Consider the following 18,262-nt stretch of genomic DNA (forward strand, 5'->3'; position numbering starts at 1 on the left):
GCAGCCGCCATGCCAGACGCTCCCGCTCCCTCCGCTTCTTCTCCCGTTCCCGCTGCTGCCGCTGTTCCCGTTCCCGCCCATTTCCAGACCTTCCTGGCCTTCGACTTCGGCCTGAAGCGCACGGGCGTGGCCAGCGGCAACCGGCTGCTGCAGACGGCCACCCCGCAGCCCACCATCAAGGCCGAGGGTGACGCCCGCTTTGCGCAGGTAGAGGCGCGCATCAAGGAATGGCAGCCCGACGCCCTGGTGATCGGCGTGCCCTACCACCCCGACGGCGCCCCGCACGAGAACACCCGCCGCGCGCAGAAGTTCGCGCGCCAGCTGCGCGGCCGTTTCAACCTCCAGGTGTTCGAGGTCGACGAGCGCTACAGCACCACCGAGGCTCTGTCATCGGGCGCGCGTGATGCCGACGCTGCTTCGGCCTGCATCATCCTGGAGCAATTTTTGAGGAGTCTCCCGTGAGTTCAATTCCCGATGCCGAAGCGCTCTACACGAAGCTGCTGGCCGGCGTGAAGGCGCTGATGCGCCCTGAGACGAAACTGGTGGGTATCACCTCCGGCGGCGCCTGGCTGGTCGAACGCCTGCAGAAAGACTTGGGACTGCCCGGCGCGCCCGGCATCATCTCGTCGGCCATGCACCGCGACGACTTCGCGCGCCGCGGCCTCTCGGCGAGTGCGCAGACCGTGCTGCCCTTCGATGTGAACGGCACCGACGTGCTGCTGCTCGACGACGTGCTCTACACGGGCCGCACCATCCGCGCGGTGCTCAACGAGCTGTTCGACTTCGGCCGCCCAGCCAGCGTGCGCCTCGCGGTGCTGGTGGATCGCGGTGGACGCGAACTGCCCGTTGCCGCCGACTTCGCCGCTACCACGCTCACATTGCCAAACACTCAACTGCTTGCCCTCGCGCGCGCCAACGATGGTGCCTTCAGCCTCAAGGTGGAGGAAAACAAGTAATGCTCTACAAGCGAAATCCGCAGCTCAACAAGAACGGCGAGCTGATCCATCTGCTGTCGATCGAAGGCCTGCCCAAGGACATCGTCACGCACATCCTCGACACCGCCGCCAACTTCACGAGCGTGAGCGACCGCGAGGTGAAGAAGGTGCCGCTGCTGCGCGGCAAGAGCGTGTTCAACCTGTTCTTCGAGAACAGCACCCGCACCCGCACCACCTTCGAGATCGCGGCCAAGCGCCTCTCGGCCGATGTCATCAACCTCGACATCGCGCGCTCCTCGGCCACCAAGGGCGAGTCGCTGCTCGACACCATCGCCAACCTGAGCGCCATGGCGGCCGACCTATTCGTGGTGCGCCACAGCGAGTCGGGCGCGCCCTACCTGATCGCGCAGCACGTGGCGCCGCACGTGCACGTGGTGAACGCCGGCGACGGCCGCCACGCGCACCCGACGCAGGGGCTGCTCGACATGTACACGATCCGCCACTACAAGAAAGACTTCACGAACCTCACGGTCGCCATCGTCGGCGACGTGCTGCATTCGCGCGTGGCGCGCTCCGACATCCATGCGCTCACCACGCTGGGCTGCGCCGAGGTGCGCGTGGTCGGCCCGAAGACGCTGGTGCCGAGCGACATGGCCGGCATGGGCGTGCGCGTGTGCCACACGCTCGAAGAGGGCATTAAGGACTGCGACGTCGTCATCATGCTGCGCCTGCAGAACGAGCGCATGAGCGGCGCGTTGCTGCCGTCGTCGCAGGAGTTCTTCAAGACCTTCGGCCTTACGCCCGAGAAGCTGCAGCTGGCCAAGCCGGACGCCATCGTGATGCACCCGGGCCCGATCAATCGCGGCGTTGAGATCGACTCCGCCGTGGTCGACGGCAAGCAGAGCGTGATCCTCCCGCAGGTCACTTTCGGCATCGCCGTGCGCATGGCGGTGATGAGCATCGTGGCAGGTAACGAAGCATGAACACACTGATCACCAACGGCCGCGTCGTCGACCCCGCATCGGGCATCGACAAGAAGGCCGACATCGCCATCGCCGACGGCAAGATCGCCGGCATCGGCAGCATCCCCGCCGGCTTCAAGGCCGAGCGCACCATCGACGCCGCGGACTGCATCGTCGCCCCTGGTCTCGTCGATCTTGCCGCGCGTCTGCGCGAACCAGGCTACGAGCACGAAGGCATGCTCGAAAGCGAAATGGCCGCGGCCATTGCCGGCGGCGTCACCAGCCTCGTGTGCCCGCCCGACACCGACCCCGTGCTCGACGAACCCGGCCTGGTCGAGATGCTCAAGTTTCGCGCCGAGAAGCTGCAGTGCGCGCGCCTGTTTCCGCTCGGCGCGCTCACGCGCAACCTCGCTGGCGGCGTACTGACCGAGATGGCCGAACTCACCGAGGCCGGCTGCATCGGCTTCAGCCAGGCCGACGTGCCGCTGGCCGACACGCAGGTGCTGCAGCGCGCGCTGTCGTACGCCAGCACCTTCGGCTACACCGTGTGGCTGCGTCCGCAGGACCGCGACCTCGGCAAGGGCGTTGCAGCCAGCGGCCCGCTCGCCACGCGGCTCGGCCTCGCGGGCGTGCCCGTGTCGGCCGAGACGATCGCCATCTTCACCATCGTCGAGCTGATGAAGGCCACCGGCGCGCGCGTGCACCTGTGCCGCATCTCCAGCGCCCGCGGCGTGGCGCTGGTGCGCGAAGCCAAGGCGCAGGGCCTGCCGCTCACCTGCGACGTCAGCATCAATTCGCTGCATCTTGTCGACACCGACATCGGCTACTTCGACAGCCGCGCGCGCCTGAACCCGCCGCTGCGCCAGCAGGGCGACCGCGAGGCGCTTTCTGCCGCGCTGGCCGACGGCACCATCGATGCGCTGGTGTCCGACCACACGCCGGTCGAGGCCGACGCCAAGACGCTGCCCTTCGCCGAGAGCGAAGCCGGCGCGACCGGGCTCGAACTGCTGCTGCCGCTCGCGCTGCAATGGGGCGAGCGCAGTGGCGCGGGCGTGGCGCGCGCCATCGAGGTCATCACCTCCGCGCCGGCACGCCTGCTGGCCGCCGAAGACGCGGGCACCGGCATCGGCCGCCTGGTGGAAGGCGGCGTGGCCGACCTGTGCATTGCCGACCCCGGGCTCGAATGGCAGGTGCTGCCCGATGCGCTCAAGAGCCAGGGCAAGCACACGCCGTTCGCCGGCTATCCGATGCAGGGCCGCGCGCGGCACACGCTGGTGGCAGGCCGGGTCGTGCACGGCTGACAGACAGAAAGAAAGAACGACGCCCCGATGGTTCATTCGTTGAAAGCCTGCTGGCGCCTGCTGCACGCGGTGGGGCATGCGCTGGTCGGCTGGTGGACGATTCGCTTCACCTTTCCCAGCCTCGAGCAGGCAGAGCGCAATGCGCGCGTGCAGGCGTGGTCGAAGCGCATGCTCGAGATCATGGGCATCACGCTCAAGGTGCAAGGCACTCCGCCGCCCGAGGGGCCGGTACTGCTCATTTGCAATCACCTCTCGTGGCTCGACATCACCTGCCTCCATGCGGCGCGCCATGTGCGCTTCGTGTCGAAGTCGGACGTCAAGAACTGGCCGCTGATCGGCACGCTTTCCAACGGCTCCGGCACGCTCTACATCGAGCGCGAACGCCGCCGCGACGCGCTGCGCGTGGTGCACCACATGACCGAGGCGCTGCGCAACGGCGATTTGATCGGCGTGTTTCCCGAAGGCACGACCAGCGACGGCCGCGGCCTGCTGCCGTTCCATGCCAACCTGCTGCAGGCAGCCATTTCCTCGGGTGCACCCGTGCTGCCCGCCGCGCTGCGCTTTGCCGATGCTGCTACCGGCGAGACCAGCCAGGCTCCGCGCTACATCGACGACGACAGCCTCGCCGCGTCGCTGTGGAACACCCTGCGCGCGCCGCCACTGCTGGCCATCGTGCGCTTCGGCGAGCCGCAGGACCCGCACGGCCGCGAGCGCCGCGCCTGGGCGCAGTCGCTGCATGAAGACGTGCAGCAGTTGCGCCGCGAAACACACTGAAGTCAAAAAAAAGCGCTCCTCGAGGGAGCGCTTAACGACGCAGGAATGCGCCGTGAGGAGGAACCGGGAGCCCTTCGGCAAATGCTGCCTGCCGAAGACCTTCAAGCCTCCACTTTGACCGCGTGCGCGGCCCGTGCCTGCGGGATAAGGCAGGCCGGGCGCGTCGGTGCTTGCCTACATTCAGCCCAGCAGGCCGTGCAGGATGTTGGTGACCGGGCTCACCACGTGGCTCACCGTCTGCTCGACCTGGCTGGTGATCGGCGTCACCACTTCGGTCAGGCCCGAGCCGACGGCATGGCCCGCGCCTTCGACCACGCTGGCCACCGTGTCGACCACCGGCGCCACGACACCCGTGGCCCCGGCCAGGATGTCCGTTGCCGGAGCCGCGGCGTGGGAGACCGTGCTGCCCGCGGTCTCGACTGCCGGAGCGACTGCGTCGCCCGCCGGCTGCAGGACGTTGGCCACGGCGCCGTCGCCGCCCAGTGCGCCGAGCAGACTGCCGACGAGACCGTCCGCGCCCAGCAAGCCGCCGACCAGGCCGTCGCCGCCCAGGAGGTTGCCCACGATGCCGTCTTCGCCGAGTACGCCGCCGAGCAGGCCGCCACCGCTGCCACTGCCGCCGCCAAGTACGCCGCCAAGGAGGCCATCGTCACCCAGGACACCGCCCAGGAGACCGCCGTCGCCGCCGGTCACGCCGCCGAGCACGCCACCCAGCAGGCCGTCGTCACCCAGGACACCGCCCAGGAGACCGCCGTCGCCGCCGGTCACACCGCCGAGTACGCCACCCAGCAGGCCGTCGTCGCCCAAGACACCGCCAAGGAGGCCACCGTCACCGCCGAGTACGCCGCCCAGCAGACCGCCTTCGCCCAAGACGCCACCGAGGAGGCCACCGTCGCCGCTGAGTACGCCACCCAACAGGCCGTCGTCACCAAGGACACCGCCGAGGAGACCACCGTCACCACCGAGTACGCCGCCCAGCAGACCGCCTTCGCCCAGGACACCGCCGAGGAGACCGCCGTCGCCGCCGAGCACTCCGCCCAGCAGGCCGCCATCACCCAGGACCCCGCCGAGGAGGCCGCCATCGCTGCCAAGCAGACCGCCCAACAGACCACCGTCGCCCAGCACGCCACCGAGCAAGCCGCCATCACCGCCCAGCAGGCTGCCGAGCGGGCCTTCGGCGCCGAGAAGGCCGTCGTCGGCCAGAACACCGCCCAGCAGGCCGTCGTCACCGAGAAGGCCGCCAAGCAAGCCGTTATCGCCCAGCACGCCGCTGAGCAGGCCGCCATCTCCTCCGAGCAAACCGGCCAGGGGTGTCTCGCTCAGCAGGTCGCCGACCACGCCGTCGGGTCCGAGCAGACTGTCGACCAGCCCGCCTCCGCCGAGCAGGCCGCCGGTGAGGCCGTCGCTGCCCAGCAAGCCGGCGAGCGAGCCGTCGCCGCCGAGCACGCCGCCCAACGGGCCATCGTCGCCGAGGAGGCCGCCAACACCACCGAGCACGCCGCCAAGCAAGCCACCGTCGCCGCCGAGCAGGCCACCCAGCAGACCGTCGTCACCCAGCACGCCGCCGAGCAGGCCGCCGTCGCCGCCGAGTACGCCGCCAAGCAGGCCATCATCGCCCAGGACGCCGCCGAGGAGACCACCGTCGCCGCCGAGCAGGCCACCCAGCAGACCGTCGTCACCCAGCACGCCGCCGAGGAGGCCGCTGTCACCGCCGAGCAGGCCACCCAACAGGCCGTTGTCACCCAGGACACCACCGAGCAGACCGCCGTCACCTCCAAGCAGACCGCCAAGGAGCCCGTCATCGCCCAGCAGTTGCCCGATCAGACCGTCTTCGCCGAGCACGTTGCCCAGCAGGCTGCCGTCGCCCAGCAGGCCTTCGAGCACCTGTCCGACCACGCCGTCGGTGCCGACCAGTTCGTCCACGAGGCCGTCGATGCCAAGGCCGGTGGTCACGCCGCCGAGCAGGCCTTCGCTGCCGAGCACGTTTTCGAGGATGTTGCTCAACGCATCGGTCAGGTAGTCGACCTGGCCGATCAGCGACCCGACGAGCGCGTCTGTCAGGCCATCGCCCAGCAGGCCGTCCACCACGGGGGTGAGCACGCCGCCGATGTTGACGGCCAGGTTGTCGACGGTGTTGTCCAGCGGATCGAAAGCGTTCGGGTCGTCCGGCCTGAACTCGTTGCCCGCGATCGGCGAGAGCACGTCGTCCAGCAGATCCGTGAGGCCGTCGGCCGCGGGCATCAGCGATGCCAATGTGCCGGAGGAACTGGCGGCGACGCTTCTTGCCGCGGCGGCGCTGCCACCTCCGAGGCCGAGGACGTTGTCCAGGGAGCCGAGCAGATGGCCGGCGAGGCTGTCGCCTGGATCGAGCAGGTGGTCTGCATCAGCGTCTGCATCGGCGTCCGCGTCCGCGTCGGCATCAGCGTCCGCATCGGCATCGGCATCGGCGTCTGCATCGGCGTCTGCATCCGCATCCGCATCCGCATCCGCATCCGCATCCGCATCCGCATCAGCGTCAGCGTCAGCGTCAGCGTCAGCGTCAGCATCACCGTCCGCATCCGAGTCTGCATCTGCATCCGCATCTGCGTCGGCATCGCTGTCGCCAACACCCGGAACGAAGAACGGAACCGCGCCGCCGTCGCTGCCGCCGCCACCGCTCAGCGCCGCGCCGAGCGCGACGGCACCCAGTGCGCCGAGCGCGAATTCACCCAGGCCGATGCCGCTGCCGGCGGCGGTCTTCTTGCTCACCGCAAGCGCTGCGGCTTCCGCGTCGCTGTCGGGCGAAGTCACTTCCAGGTCGCCCGAGGCCACGTCTACATTCACCTGCTCGAGGCCGCTGGCCAGCTTGGTCGTGCTGATGGTGGCGTCGGTGCCGCCCGTGAAGACGCCGGACAGCGGCGCCTTGTTGGTGGCCGATCCGGGAAAGAGAACGTTGGCGTGGCCGTCCTGCGGAACGATCACGCGGTCGCCGGCCATCAGCGCCTGGCTGCCGTCGACGGGAATCGAGACGCCGTCGCGCATGAGGACCGTGCCGGGCGTGGCATTCGAAAGCGATCCGATGCCGGCCGGTGCCGCGGGCTGAACTGCGGCGGCGCCAGTCCCCATGGGGGCAATCGGCTTCACTGTCGCCTGGGCGATGACCACCGGCGCAGCACCGTTGTCGGCGCCTCCGGCGATCGAAGAAATCGATGCATTGGCATCCGTCATGGCAGTCTCCTCGGTGGTGGGACTTACTGACGGGGCAACTTGCGTGCCGCATCTTCGTGATGCATCGAGCGCGCAGGCGCCGAACGTGCAAGCTATTGATTCATATGAATTTTTTGCCGGATCGGTGCCGCGACGGGTGTCGGCGAAAGCCCTTTGCTGAGCGCTCTTCGGCGCTTGTTACGTAGCGTTGTTACGCGCTGGGGTCGTAACGAATGCTCGCGTAATGGCAGGTGGCCGGGTTGCTTGCGGGTCCGGCTCATGCAAAGCCAATGCACCCGCCGAAGGCTTCGGCTGTGGATTGTGCTACCCGACCGGATCACACTGGAGATGCGCATGGGCGTGGCGCATTTCTTCACCATACGCTGCCGCGCCTCGTGAGTTCGGGCATCGATAACTAGCGCACACCGGATGATCGCCACCCTGGAGGAGCTGCAGTTTCTTCAGAAGATGCCGGTCAAGGGCAAGTACGCCGTCGCACCCAAGCTGGTTGGATTGGCGATCACGCTGGAGGACGTCGCGTCGATGGTGCGGACACTGACGACATATGCAAATCGCATCGAGTGGGCGATCCATCCCAGGTGAGATCTGGGCGGATGCAGCCCCTTGAGTCGATCCTCACGACTCACGTGCTCCCGTTGTTTTTGACTCGTTCCCGACGATGTCGCGAACGAGCTCCAGGAATCCGATCGCGATTCTGGGCGCATCAGGCAGGTAGACAGCAGTGATCAGCAGCGGCGGGGCTCGAAACGGGCGAAGCACATTGGAAGGGTGTGGTCGATGTGGGTTCCTGATCATCGACGCGGGGACGAATGTGCAGCCAATTCCGATAGCGCTCAAAACGAGCATGGTGGAGCGACTGAACACCAGCGCCCCGATCTTTGGTTCCATGCCCTGCAGACGGAAGGCTTCGCGAATGATGTCGTGGCCGTGCGATGACCACATCGGGTCGCCGAGCAGAAGTTCCTGGTCGGTGAAATCCTGGCAATCGAGCGTGTCTTTCTCCGCGAGCGGATGGCCGCTGCGCATCGCCGCCAGCCAACCGTCGGACCACAACACCTCCGTCAGCAGCGACTCCGACAGGTCGACGACCGGCAGAATCAGGGCCAAGTCGAGCTCCCGTCGCTGGAGCGCCGCTACCAGTGCGGAAGATGAGTCTTCGACCAGGTGCACCTGTGTTGCGGGATACCGCTCCTTGTGTGCGGCAAGAAAATGCGTGAGCCGGTTGGTGACGGCCTCTTCGCACACACCGAGCCGCAGCTCACCGCCTTGGCCACGCGCTGCGCTTGCGGCTTGCGTAATGGCGCTCTCATGCATCTGCAACATTCGTTTGGAAGCTGCCAGATATTCCACGCCCGCCGGCGTCAACCGGAAGGTCGCGTTGCCCTTCCGCTCGATCAGCCTTGTACCCAGCTCGCGCTCGATGACTCCGGCGTGAGACTTGAAGTGCGGCCAGGCTGATGGCGCGTCGCCTCTTTCGAGTGCCTGAGCAAACTCGATGAAGTAGTGGAGCTGGCGCAGATTCATGTGGACGAATCCGGTCGTTGCGAGGATGCCAGTCGGAGGCCGACCCTCTCGGAGGCCTCGTTCAACGGGTGATCTGCGGCGGGGGCCGGGGCAACCACGCCGATCTCGAGGCTGGGTGCAAGAAAGGGCACCATGCTCATGCCAGGCAGGTCGAGGAGCCGGAGTGATTCGGGCACGAAGGCAATTCCTCTGCCGGTTGCGGCAAGCACCATCATCGTCGAGCGATGCTTGGCGCGAACGACGCTGGGGGCCGGCATCCCGCTCTGACCGAACGCTTGCTCAATGAGTTGAAGGCCGGCGCCGGGCTCATCTCTTTCCCCGAGGATGAGCGACTCATTGGTCAAATCAGCCGGACTCAGTTGCGAGCGATTTGCGAGGCGATGCCCAGCGGGCAGCACCGCAAGCCAGGACTCGGCCCAACGATGTACGACTTGCAGCCCCTGAAGATCCATCATCAGCGGAACGAAGGCGAGATCGATCACTCCTGCACGGACAAACTGCACGAGCTCTGCGGGCGGCAACTCGACAAACCGCAGCATCAGGTGGTCCAGCTGTGCACACGCGCCAAGCGTATGCCACACCGGACTCCCAGTGGCTACATCCTCGCAAAGCCCGATCTTGACGACTGCTGTGTGCCCGTTTGCGACATCCAGTGCCGACTGCCGGGCCATGCGCAACTGGACGACCAGTTGCTGGGCTGCAGGCAGGTAGCAAGCGCCTGCAGCGGTCAAACCAACGATGCGGTTCTGATGACGCTGGAGGAGTTCGAAGCCGAGCTCCGTCTCCAGGACCTGGAGTTGCACGCTCACCGCAGGCTGCGTCACACCAAGGCGTTTGGCTGCCAAACGAATGTTCAATTCGGCGGCGACCACAACAAAGGTCTCGAGGCGGCGAAGCTCCATTTGCCATCCAGCAGGCGGGCGGGTCCGCCAGGTTATCGCGTCATAAGAATGCAGATGTTGCCCCCGGACGCCCCCCGCCCATAACCTTCGGCAGCTGGCTTTACCCCATGAGGCCGGCCATTCTAGTAACCACATTCAAGGAACCCAATGAGCCCCAAGGAAATCGTCGAGGCGTGGCACGTCACCTGGCGTACGGACGTGGCCGAAGCAAACAAGCTCTACCTCGCGGAGAACGTCAAGGTGCTGCTTCCGGGCGCGAAGGCCGTCGTCGGTTGGGAGGCGGCAAACGCGCATTTCCTGCGCGTCGCCGCAGGCCTGAATGCCCAGACCCTGATCATGGATCCCGCCTATATCGTTTCGATCAGCGAGGGCAACAAGGTCGCGCGCCGATTCTGGTTGGACATCGAATCGACGGACGGCAGGAAGTGCGAGATGTTCGTCTTCAACTTCTACATCGTCGAAGACGGAAAGATCGTTCATTTCGAGGAGCACTTCGACACCTACGCGCGTGCCGGCAGCACGGACCTGTCCGCGTACCGCAAGGACCATGACCCGAAGGCCTGGATCATCCACTGAGTCCCGCGTCTACCACGTCGAGCACCACGAGGCATTGAAAGCACATGAAGACAGCGCGCAATGAGCAGTCCCCCGGCCTGCAGGCCATGGAAGAGGGTCCGGCGGTGGGAAGCGTCGGACCCGGTGCCGTCGAATTTCGAGGTGTGAGCAAGATCTACGACGGCGTGCCGGCTGTCGAGAACGTGGACCTGAAAATCAACCCCGGGGAGTTCGTTTCGCTCCTCGGACCCAGCGGTTCGGGCAAGTCCACGCTGCTGATGATGTTGGCAGGATTCACGGATGTGACCTCCGGGACCATTCTGGTGGACGGCCAGCGTCTGGACCGGGTCCCTCCGAATCGTCGCAACCAGGGCATCGTGTTTCAGAGTTATGCGCTGTTCCCGCATATGTCGGTCCGGGAAAACGTGGAGTTCCCTCTCAAGGCGCGCGGCGTTGGCGTTGCTGCTGCGAAAAAGCTGGTCGATGCGGCGTTGGATCGGGTGCGCATGTCGACGTTTGCCAATCGGCGACCGGCGCAATTGAGTGGAGGTCAGCAGCAGCGCGTGGCCCTGGCGCGCGCGACCGTCTTCGACCCCCCGCTGATACTGATGGATGAGTCATTGAGTGCGCTTGATCGCAAGCTCCGGGAAGAAATGCGCGTCGAGATCAAGGACCTTCACCTCGAGCTCGGCAAGACGATCATCTACGTGACGCACGACCAGCAGGAAGCGCTCACCATGTCGGATCGCATCGTAGTTTTGCGAAACGGCAAGATCGCCCAGGTTGGCAAGCCGCTGGACGTCTACGAATCGCCCAGCGACTCGTATGTCGCGGGTTTTGTCGGAGATGCCAATTTCATCTCGGGCGTGGTCGGCCTGGCCAGCCGCGGTGTCGTCGATGTCGTCACGCAGTCGACGCGCATGCAAGTGCATTCGGACCTGAAGTGCGCGGAGGGGGACAAGGTTGTAGCCATGGTCCGCCCCGAAGCCATTCAGCTCGGCCCTCGCGGCATGCACGTTGGCGACAGGGAATGCACCACCTTGCCTGGGATCGTCGGGCAGGTTGCATTTCTGGGGGATGCCCACGAGTACCACGTCAAGGTCGACGACCAGGTGATCGTTGCCAAGATTCCTCGCTCTTTCAACAACGTTCTGCACCAGCGGGGTGCCGCGGTCGAAGTGAGCTTTGCCATGGACGATGTCCATCTGTTCAACGCCTGAAGCCCCATCAAGGAGAAGCCCCTCATGAACATCGTTGTCCGTTGGTCAGTGATTGCAATCGCAATTTCCACCCTGGCTGTATCTGCCCAAGCACTCACCGTGGTCGTCGGGGGAGGGCTGCAGGGAGACAGCGCCATCAAGGCCTTCGTCGAACCATTCGAAAAGGAAACCGGCATCAAGGTCAACGTGGTGCGCGACCAGGCGACAACCGCAAGCGTGAAGCTGAAGGCGCAAAGCGGCAACATGGACTTCGACGTGGCGGGCTTCTCACCGGCGGGAGGGACGATGCTGTCCAGGAGTGCGCTACTGGAACCCATCGACTACGCACGCTTCAACAAGGCCGTGATCGACAAATTGAGCCCGGAGTCCAGGAAGCCGTGGGGCGTGCAATTCATCTACTACTCCTGGGTCCTGGGGCTGGACGCATCCAGGTATCCCGCCGGCAAGCCTGCACCCGCCAGCTGGACGGATTTCTGGAACGTCGAGAAATTTCCGGGCACCCGCGTGCTGCAGAACGGGGAGCTGGGCAGTCAAGGCCCCTTCGAGGAGGCACTGCTCGCGGACGGCGTGCCCATGGACAAGCTCTATCCGCTCGATGCAGACCGAGCGTTCCGTAGCCTGGACAAGATCAAGCCGCACATCCGCAAGTACTGGAAGGTAGGCAGTGAACAGATGCAGATCTTCTCGAGTGGCGGTGCGGCGTTGGGCATGGGCTTCGACGGCCGTTTCACTGCGCTGTCTCAGTCGGGCAAGCCAATGAAGATCGTCTGGAACCAGGCAAAGATGACCGGCCTGTACTGGATCATTCCCAAAGGAGCCAAGAACGTTGGCGAGGCTCACAAGTTCATCGAGTTCACGCTGAATCCCGAGCGCCAGGCAGCGTACGTCACGTTGACCGGCTACAGCCCCGCCAATCCGGATGCGTTCAACTTCATCAGCAAGGAGATGGCGGACACGATGGTGACCAGTCCTCAGAACCGCAAGCACGCCTACATGGTGAATGACGCGTGGTACTCCGAAGTGGGACCCGATGGCAAGAGCAACGGGGAGCGTCTGGCGCAGCGCTGGAATGAATGGATCACGAAGTAATCGCGTTCTCTCGCGGACAACACCATGACGCTATCTCGCACCTCGATGCTTCGCCTGGCGGTAGCTCCTGCCGCCTTGTTGATGATCGGATTCTTCTTCTATCCGCTGCTGCGCATCGCTGGGTTGAGCGTGCACTTACCCGAATTTTCGCTGCGCGAGTACACAGCGGCGTTCAACCCGATCAACGTTGGCATTGCAGTCAAGACGTTCACCATCGCCGGGACTGTGACGCTTGCCTGCCTCGTGCTCGGTTATGCGCTAGCCGCTTGCCTGGCGCAAACCCGGGGCAGGGTGAAGCAGGTGGTTGCGCTTTGCATCATTGTTCCGTTCCTGACGAGTTTTCTTGTCCGCACTTATGCCTGGGTCGTCCTCCTGGGTGACCAAGGCGCATTGAACGGCGCGCTGCTCGGCATGGGCCTGATCAAGGAACCGTTCGAATTGCTCTACAGCCGAACCGGCATGTACATCGGCATGATCCACGTCATGCTGCCCCTGATGGTCCTGCCGATCTATTCGGCGATGCAGGCCATTGACCCGATGTTGTGGCGCGCCGCCCGGGGACTTGGCGGCGGCGGGCTGCGAACGTTTCTGACTGTCTATCTACCGCTGACCATGCACGGGGTCCGCAGCGGTTGCATCCTGGTCTTCGTCCTTTCGCTGGGCTTCTACATTACGCCGGCGATGTTGGGCGCTTCGCGCGACGTCATGTTGGGCAACCTGATCGCCACCAACGTGGAAACCACCCTGAATTTCGGCTTCGCCGCCGCATTGGCTTTGGTGCTGCTGGGTGCAACTTTGGTGATCTACGCCTTCCTGCGTCTCGTCGGCGCGGGAGCCGCTGCACCCGACGGTCGGCGGCCTGCGTTCTCGCGCTGGCTGGGTGACAGGGGTGAAGCAATCGGCGCACGCCTCTTTGGCGGCGGTACACCCGCCGTTGCATGGAGCGGGGCGGGCTGGCGGGCTGGTTCGGGCCGATCAGAGGGGCGGTGGAAGGGCGCGGGCCGCCTTGCTCTGTTCAGCTTCGGGTTCCTGGCCTGCGCCTATCTGGTGGCGCCGAGTGTGGTCGTGGCCATCGTTTCATTCAACGATGGCGACAATCTTGCGTTTCCTCCGACCCATTGGTCACTGCGCTGGTTCAGATTCCTGCTCGCCGACGCGCAATGGGCGGCGGCAGCGGTGACGAGCGTGAAGATTGCCTTTGCCAGCACGGTGCTCACGCTGGTTCTCGGAACCGCGGCAGCCTACGGCGTTGCGCGTCTGAACCACAGGAGGGAGGGGCGAGTCATCTACGCGCTGGCTCTGGCACCGATGGTGGTGCCCTCCGTGGTGACCGCGCTGGGCGCATTCGCCGTGTTGTCCGACATCGGCTTGTATGGAACGCTCACGGGCGTCATCACCATGCACGTGTGCCTCAGTATTCCCTTGGTGCTCGTCGTCATGGTGGCGTCCTTCTCGGGCTTCGATCCTCGGCTCGAGATGGCGGCGCAGAGCCTGGGCGCTTCCCGCATCCTCACATTCAGGCGTGTGATGCTGCCGATTCTCGCGCCCGGCCTGATGTCGGCCGCGATGCTGGCGTTCCTGCACTCGTTCGACGACGTGGTCATGACCAGCTTCATCGCCGGGACCAAGGTGGTGACCATTCCCCTCAAGATGTGGGAAAACATCCGCAACCAGGTCGACCCGGCTGTGGCCGCGTTGTCCACGCTGCTCATCCTGCTGCCCTTCATTGCGCTGGTGGTACGCCGAGGCACTCAGGCTGGCGATGTTCGTGCCGGGGCCGCATCAACGCCTGCCTCGGTCGCACACTGAAGCAGCGCCAACTGCGCAGGGCAACTCTTCAAGAGTGCCGCCCAGACATGTCATTTGTCGCAACCCCTTCGGCGCGCTGATTCGTCTGCCGGAGACACAAGCCGGACGCCAGTCGTTTCGGGGGATTTCGGCCGATTCCATCAATTTGAAAAACGGATTAATCGATCTAAACATTCGATTATGCGGATCACGATTCAAAAAATACATTAGCTCTGATGGTCACACCACACATCCGCGCCGAACCCCATGACTCAACTCAATGCCACTCATGATCCGGCGCGTCGCAGCTGGGTGGAAGCTGCGAACCTGCCTGCCCATGACTTCCCCGTGCAGAACTTGCCCTTGGGCGTTTTTGCGACGCCCGATCATCCGCCGCGCGTGGGGGTCGCGATAGGAGATCATCTGCTCGATCTTGCCGAGGCAAACAGGGCCGGGTTCTTCACGGGCGATGCCAGGGAGGCAGCGAACGCCACTGCGAGTGGTTCGCTCAACCAGCTCATGGCGCTGGGTTCAATTGCCAACTCGGCGCTACGCGCGCAAGTGTTCGAGATGCTGGCTGAAGGCGGCGCCCTGTCCGCGCGCGCGCAAGCTCAGGCTGGCAGGTTGTTGCTGCGCAATGACGCAGTGGCGATGCAGTTGCCTTGCACCATCGGAGGCTATACCGACTTCCTCACATCGTTCGATCACTTGTTTCGCGCGCGCCGAAGCACGCACCCCGAAAATCCGGTTCCCGACGCCTTCTTCCACTTGCCGCTTGCCTACAACGGCCGCGCGAGTTCGGTGAGGGCCAGCGGGCACGATGTTGTGCGTCCCAACGGACAGTCCAGAGGCGCTGACGGGACGATGTACTTCGGGCCGGCGAAAGCACTGGATTTCGAACTGGAACTCGGTGCGTTCGTCGGGCCGGGAAATGCCCTAAGCCACCCCGTTCCCGTGCATGCGGCGCAGGAGCAACTGTTCGGATACTGCCTGCTCAACGACTGGTCCGCGCGCGACATCCAGCGATGGGAAACGACACCACTGGGCCCTTTCCTGGGCAAGAGCTTTTGCTCGGTCATATCGCCCTGGGTTGTCTCTGCAGAAGCTCTTGCGCCTTTTCGTGTGCCGGCGCGGGCAAGGACTGCAGATGAGCCCGGCGTCATGCCCCATCTCCACGACTCCGTCGACGCCACGCGGGGCGGGCTCGACTTGCAACTCGAGGCGTGGCTGACGAGCGCGAACATGCGATCTGCCGGCTTGCCGCCGTTGAACGTCACTTGGACCAATGCCAAACATCTGTACTGGACCTTCGCGCAGATGGTCGCGCACCACACCTCGAATGGCTGTGATCTCAGGCCGGGCGATCTGATTGGCAGCGGGACCGTATCGGGGCCCGACCTGGCCAGCCGAGGATGCCTCGCGGAGTTCCAGGAGCCACTGCATCTGCCGGACGGAACGGCCCGGCAATGGCTGATCGATGGCGATGAGCTCGTCTTCAAAGCGCGTGCCAGCAAGGATGGATACGTGCCGATCGGATTCGGCGAATGCCGATCGCGGATCTTGCCTGCGGCTCCCTGGCCAGCAGCGCGCTAGTTCTCAGAAGTTTCGTTCTCAAATTCAAATTCAAATAGACAGGAGACAAGGATGAAATCAACAGTCGTATTTCTTGCGCTTTTTGCAAGCGCGATTCACGCTGGCGCCCAGAACTATCCGGCGCAACAACCGATCCAGGTGATCGTGCCGTTCTCCGCCGGAGGAGCGGTGGACGGCATGGCGCGAGTTTTCAGCCGGGCGATCGCCACGCAGCTCGGTGCCCAGGTGGTTGTCATCAACAAGGAGGGCGCGGGTGGGACGATCGGCTTCTGGCAGGTCGCCAGAGCGGCACCGACCGGCTACACCCTGGCTTTCGGTCCGTCCACACCGGTGACCAGCGGCTCGATCCTGTTGAAAGGACCCAAGTACGACACGCTGATGCCGGTCTGCCAGACGCATGAAAATGTCATGACGGTGGTCGTCAGCGCCGACTCGCCGATCAAGTCCATTCAGCAGTTGATCCAGATGGCCAAGGCCGATCCGGGAAAGATCGCCTATGGCGCCGCCGGGCAGGGCACTGTGCCGCATCTGTCCGCCGAGCATTTTGCGCAAGCGGCAGGCCTGAAATTCAACGCCATCGCGTATCGCGGAGACAGCCCCATGCTCGTGGACTTGATTGGCGGCGCCATCCAGTTTGGCGTGTCCTCTGCCGCGGCCGCCGGAGCAAACGACAAGCTGCGGGTGCTCGCAGTTTTTGCGGAGCAACGGCAAGACCGCTATCCCGATGCGCCGACCTTCAAGGAATTGGGCATCGCTTCGCTGGCACCGGGCCTGAACGGTCTGTGGGCCCCCAAGGGGACTTCTCCAGCCGTTGTCGAAACACTGGCCAAGGCTTGCGAGGTCGCCGTGCAGTCGAAGGAGTTTCGCGACACCGCCAGGACGCTGTCGCAACATCCTGCCTATCTCGGCAGCCAGCAATACCTTCAGCGCGTCAGTACCGACTTCCAGGCGCTGGAAAAGGTGATTCGATCGCTCCATCTCAAATCCGAATGACGAATGCCCAACCGGAAAATCACATGAACACGCCCCATCGCTCCATACGCCGGATCGTCACAGGCCATGACGCCGAAGGCCGCTCCTGCATCGCAGAAGACGCTTCAGCACTCAATGTGCGCACCGTGGAGTCCAGGCCGGGGTTTCAGGCAGTCAATCTGTGGTGTACGACGTCGTCGCCAACATCCATCGAAGCCGCGGACGGGTTGAACCACCTGCAGGGCATAGCGCCTCCACCACGAGGAACCGTCTTGAGGATCATCGACCTGCCGCCCGAATCGAAGGACCCGGAGGAAACGCGGCGGCGGATCCAGGCTACGTTCGGCAAGATGTTCGACGATGCGCATCAAGACGACGCCGGGACAAAGAAGCATCCAGGCATGCATCGGACAACAACGGTCGACTACGCGCTGATCCTCGAGGGTGAGGTTGTCGCGGTCCTGGATACGCAGGAAGCCACGCTTCGAGCTGGCGACGTTCTCATCCAGCGCGGCACGAACCATGCGTGGGCCAATCGCTCGGACGCTGTGGCCCGCATCGCTTTCATCCTCATCGACGGGGCCTGAGCCGTCGAGCAGACGGATCATGAAAGCAGCCCTGGCCGCCGAGGTCACGGCATTTGATTCCGGATGGTTGCACGCTCATGACTGGCGGCACGACGCCCTGAGACGCAGTTGCCCGCTTCCCCGTGAGGTTCCAAGCTGAGTTCGGTGAAGGGAGAGGGTTTGCCTTCTGAATAGCGCAGCACGATTGCAATTGCCGATCCGGCAACTAAGCATTCGAAATATTGCGCTGGTAGCACTAGCGCATCGCCCCTACGATGAATCGCCCCCCATGTCGGATGCATAAAGAACTCGCGCTGAGGAGACTTGTGGGTAGTCGGCGCATATTGAGCCTCCTCCTGCCGATTGCGACAGGGCAGGCCTTTCAAGGAGTCAAAGCACACGATGGTTTTCGGCGACGACAGTTTCGGCTTCGCGTTCTCCTGCAACGACGCGAAGATGTCCATTTGCGTCAGCACCTGGAGCAGGCGCCTGGCCCAGATCGGGCGCGTAGTCGGCCCCATCCTGATCATGTCCGGATCACTTCCGGGCCCGGACTACATCTCGCAGATTTTGGGAAAGCGCCCCAGGGACATATTCATCATCGCAAACGCCGATGCCAACAGGGAGGCGAGGATGCTCAAGCTCCGCTTTCCCGATGTACGCATCGCACTGCATCGCAACACTAACGCCAAGGTTGTGCTTGTGGCGCCGGACACAGTCTGGGTTTCCAGTGCTGACTTCGGCAAGACGACGCAGATCGAATCAGTCATCGGCCTGCATTCGAACAACGTGTTCGAAAGAACGCGGGAAACTATTTTCAAGAAAGTGTGGGTGGACGCCTGCGAAATCGCCTGAGATCGACGCCTTGTCGTGC

General features: G+C 64.4%; 17 protein-coding genes. 14 read left to right on the forward strand and 3 right to left on the reverse strand.

Annotation, left to right across the window (positions count from 1 at the left end; all coding sequences use genetic code 11):
* Positions 1-9 precede the first annotated feature (9 nt).
* From ruvX to NWF24_RS02825, 5 genes are read left to right on the forward strand one after another with little or no spacing between them, the layout of a single operon-like run.
* Positions 10-462, forward strand: coding sequence for a Holliday junction resolvase RuvX (ruvX, locus tag NWF24_RS02805; RefSeq protein WP_258352891.1), 453 nt, complete (start codon positions 10-12; stop codon positions 460-462).
* Complete coding sequence (pyrR, locus tag NWF24_RS02810; RefSeq protein ID WP_258352892.1) at positions 459-956, forward strand: bifunctional pyr operon transcriptional regulator/uracil phosphoribosyltransferase PyrR; 498 nt, start codon at positions 459-461, stop codon at positions 954-956. The genes ruvX and pyrR overlap by 4 nt, the downstream gene beginning before the upstream one ends.
* Entirely contained in the window at positions 956-1,918 is a 963-nt protein-coding gene (locus tag NWF24_RS02815) for an aspartate carbamoyltransferase catalytic subunit (RefSeq protein WP_258352893.1), read from the forward strand. Before pyrR ends, NWF24_RS02815 begins: the two co-directional genes overlap by 1 nt.
* Entirely contained in the window at positions 1,915-3,198 is a 1,284-nt protein-coding gene (locus tag NWF24_RS02820; RefSeq protein WP_258352894.1) for a dihydroorotase, read from the forward strand. The genes NWF24_RS02815 and NWF24_RS02820 overlap by 4 nt, the downstream gene beginning before the upstream one ends.
* Before the next feature lie 27 nt (positions 3,199-3,225).
* The gene (locus NWF24_RS02825; protein ID WP_093177416.1) at positions 3,226-3,972 is read left to right on the forward strand and encodes a lysophospholipid acyltransferase family protein; all 747 of its coding nucleotides are present in this window, start codon (positions 3,226-3,228) and stop codon (positions 3,970-3,972) included.
* A 180-nt stretch (positions 3,973-4,152) separates the two neighbouring features.
* Here NWF24_RS02825 and NWF24_RS02830 read toward each other — a convergent pair whose 3' ends face one another.
* Positions 4,153-7,179, reverse strand: a complete 3,027-nt coding sequence (locus NWF24_RS02830) for a hypothetical protein (protein WP_258352895.1) — start codon at positions 7,177-7,179, stop codon at positions 4,153-4,155.
* A 408-nt stretch (positions 7,180-7,587) separates the two neighbouring features.
* Here NWF24_RS02830 and NWF24_RS02835 point away from each other — a divergent pair, with 408 nt between their 5' ends.
* Positions 7,588-7,761: a hypothetical protein gene (locus NWF24_RS02835; RefSeq protein WP_258352896.1), complete on the forward strand. Its 174-nt coding sequence runs from the start codon at positions 7,588-7,590 to the stop codon at positions 7,759-7,761.
* A 33-nt stretch (positions 7,762-7,794) separates the two neighbouring features.
* Here NWF24_RS02835 and NWF24_RS02840 read toward each other — a convergent pair whose 3' ends face one another.
* Positions 7,795-8,703, reverse strand: a complete 909-nt coding sequence (locus tag NWF24_RS02840) for a LysR family substrate-binding domain-containing protein (RefSeq protein ID WP_258352897.1) — start codon at positions 8,701-8,703, stop codon at positions 7,795-7,797.
* A complete protein-coding gene (locus tag NWF24_RS02845; protein ID WP_258352898.1) occupies positions 8,700-9,605 on the reverse strand; it encodes a LysR family transcriptional regulator in 906 nt (301 codons plus the stop codon). Before NWF24_RS02845 ends, NWF24_RS02840 begins: the two co-directional genes overlap by 4 nt.
* Before the next feature lie 147 nt (positions 9,606-9,752).
* Here NWF24_RS02845 and NWF24_RS02850 point away from each other — a divergent pair, with 147 nt between their 5' ends.
* The 8 genes from NWF24_RS02850 to NWF24_RS02885 all read left to right on the forward strand — a co-directional run bounded on the left by NWF24_RS02850 (position 9,753) and on the right by NWF24_RS02885 (position 18,243).
* Positions 9,753-10,181, forward strand: coding sequence for a nuclear transport factor 2 family protein (locus NWF24_RS02850; protein WP_258352899.1), 429 nt, complete (start codon positions 9,753-9,755; stop codon positions 10,179-10,181).
* Positions 10,182-10,225: 44 nt separating this feature from the next.
* Positions 10,226-11,380 (forward strand): ABC transporter ATP-binding protein, encoded by a 1,155-nt coding sequence (locus NWF24_RS02855; RefSeq protein ID WP_258352900.1) that lies wholly within the window; start codon positions 10,226-10,228, stop codon positions 11,378-11,380.
* Between the two features lie 24 nt (positions 11,381-11,404).
* Positions 11,405-12,469, forward strand: a complete 1,065-nt coding sequence (locus tag NWF24_RS02860; protein WP_258352901.1) for an ABC transporter substrate-binding protein — start codon at positions 11,405-11,407, stop codon at positions 12,467-12,469.
* Positions 12,470-12,493: 24 nt separating this feature from the next.
* Entirely contained in the window at positions 12,494-14,278 is a 1,785-nt protein-coding gene (locus tag NWF24_RS02865) for an ABC transporter permease subunit (RefSeq protein WP_258352902.1), read from the forward strand.
* Positions 14,279-14,524: 246 nt separating this feature from the next.
* Complete coding sequence (gene fahA / locus NWF24_RS02870; protein WP_258352903.1) at positions 14,525-15,850, forward strand: fumarylacetoacetase; 1,326 nt, start codon at positions 14,525-14,527, stop codon at positions 15,848-15,850.
* A 51-nt stretch (positions 15,851-15,901) separates the two neighbouring features.
* Positions 15,902-16,843, forward strand: a complete 942-nt coding sequence (locus NWF24_RS02875; RefSeq protein ID WP_258352904.1) for a Bug family tripartite tricarboxylate transporter substrate binding protein — start codon at positions 15,902-15,904, stop codon at positions 16,841-16,843.
* Positions 16,844-16,866: 23 nt separating this feature from the next.
* Positions 16,867-17,409, forward strand: coding sequence for a cupin domain-containing protein (locus NWF24_RS02880; RefSeq protein WP_258352905.1), 543 nt, complete (start codon positions 16,867-16,869; stop codon positions 17,407-17,409).
* 381 nt (positions 17,410-17,790) lie between these two features.
* The gene (locus tag NWF24_RS02885; RefSeq protein WP_258352906.1) at positions 17,791-18,243 is read left to right on the forward strand and encodes a hypothetical protein; all 453 of its coding nucleotides are present in this window, start codon (positions 17,791-17,793) and stop codon (positions 18,241-18,243) included.
* The last annotated feature ends 19 nt before the right edge of the window (positions 18,244-18,262 follow it).

The organism is Variovorax paradoxus, from assembly GCF_024734665.1.
Classification (GTDB): domain Bacteria; phylum Pseudomonadota; class Gammaproteobacteria; order Burkholderiales; family Burkholderiaceae_C; genus Variovorax.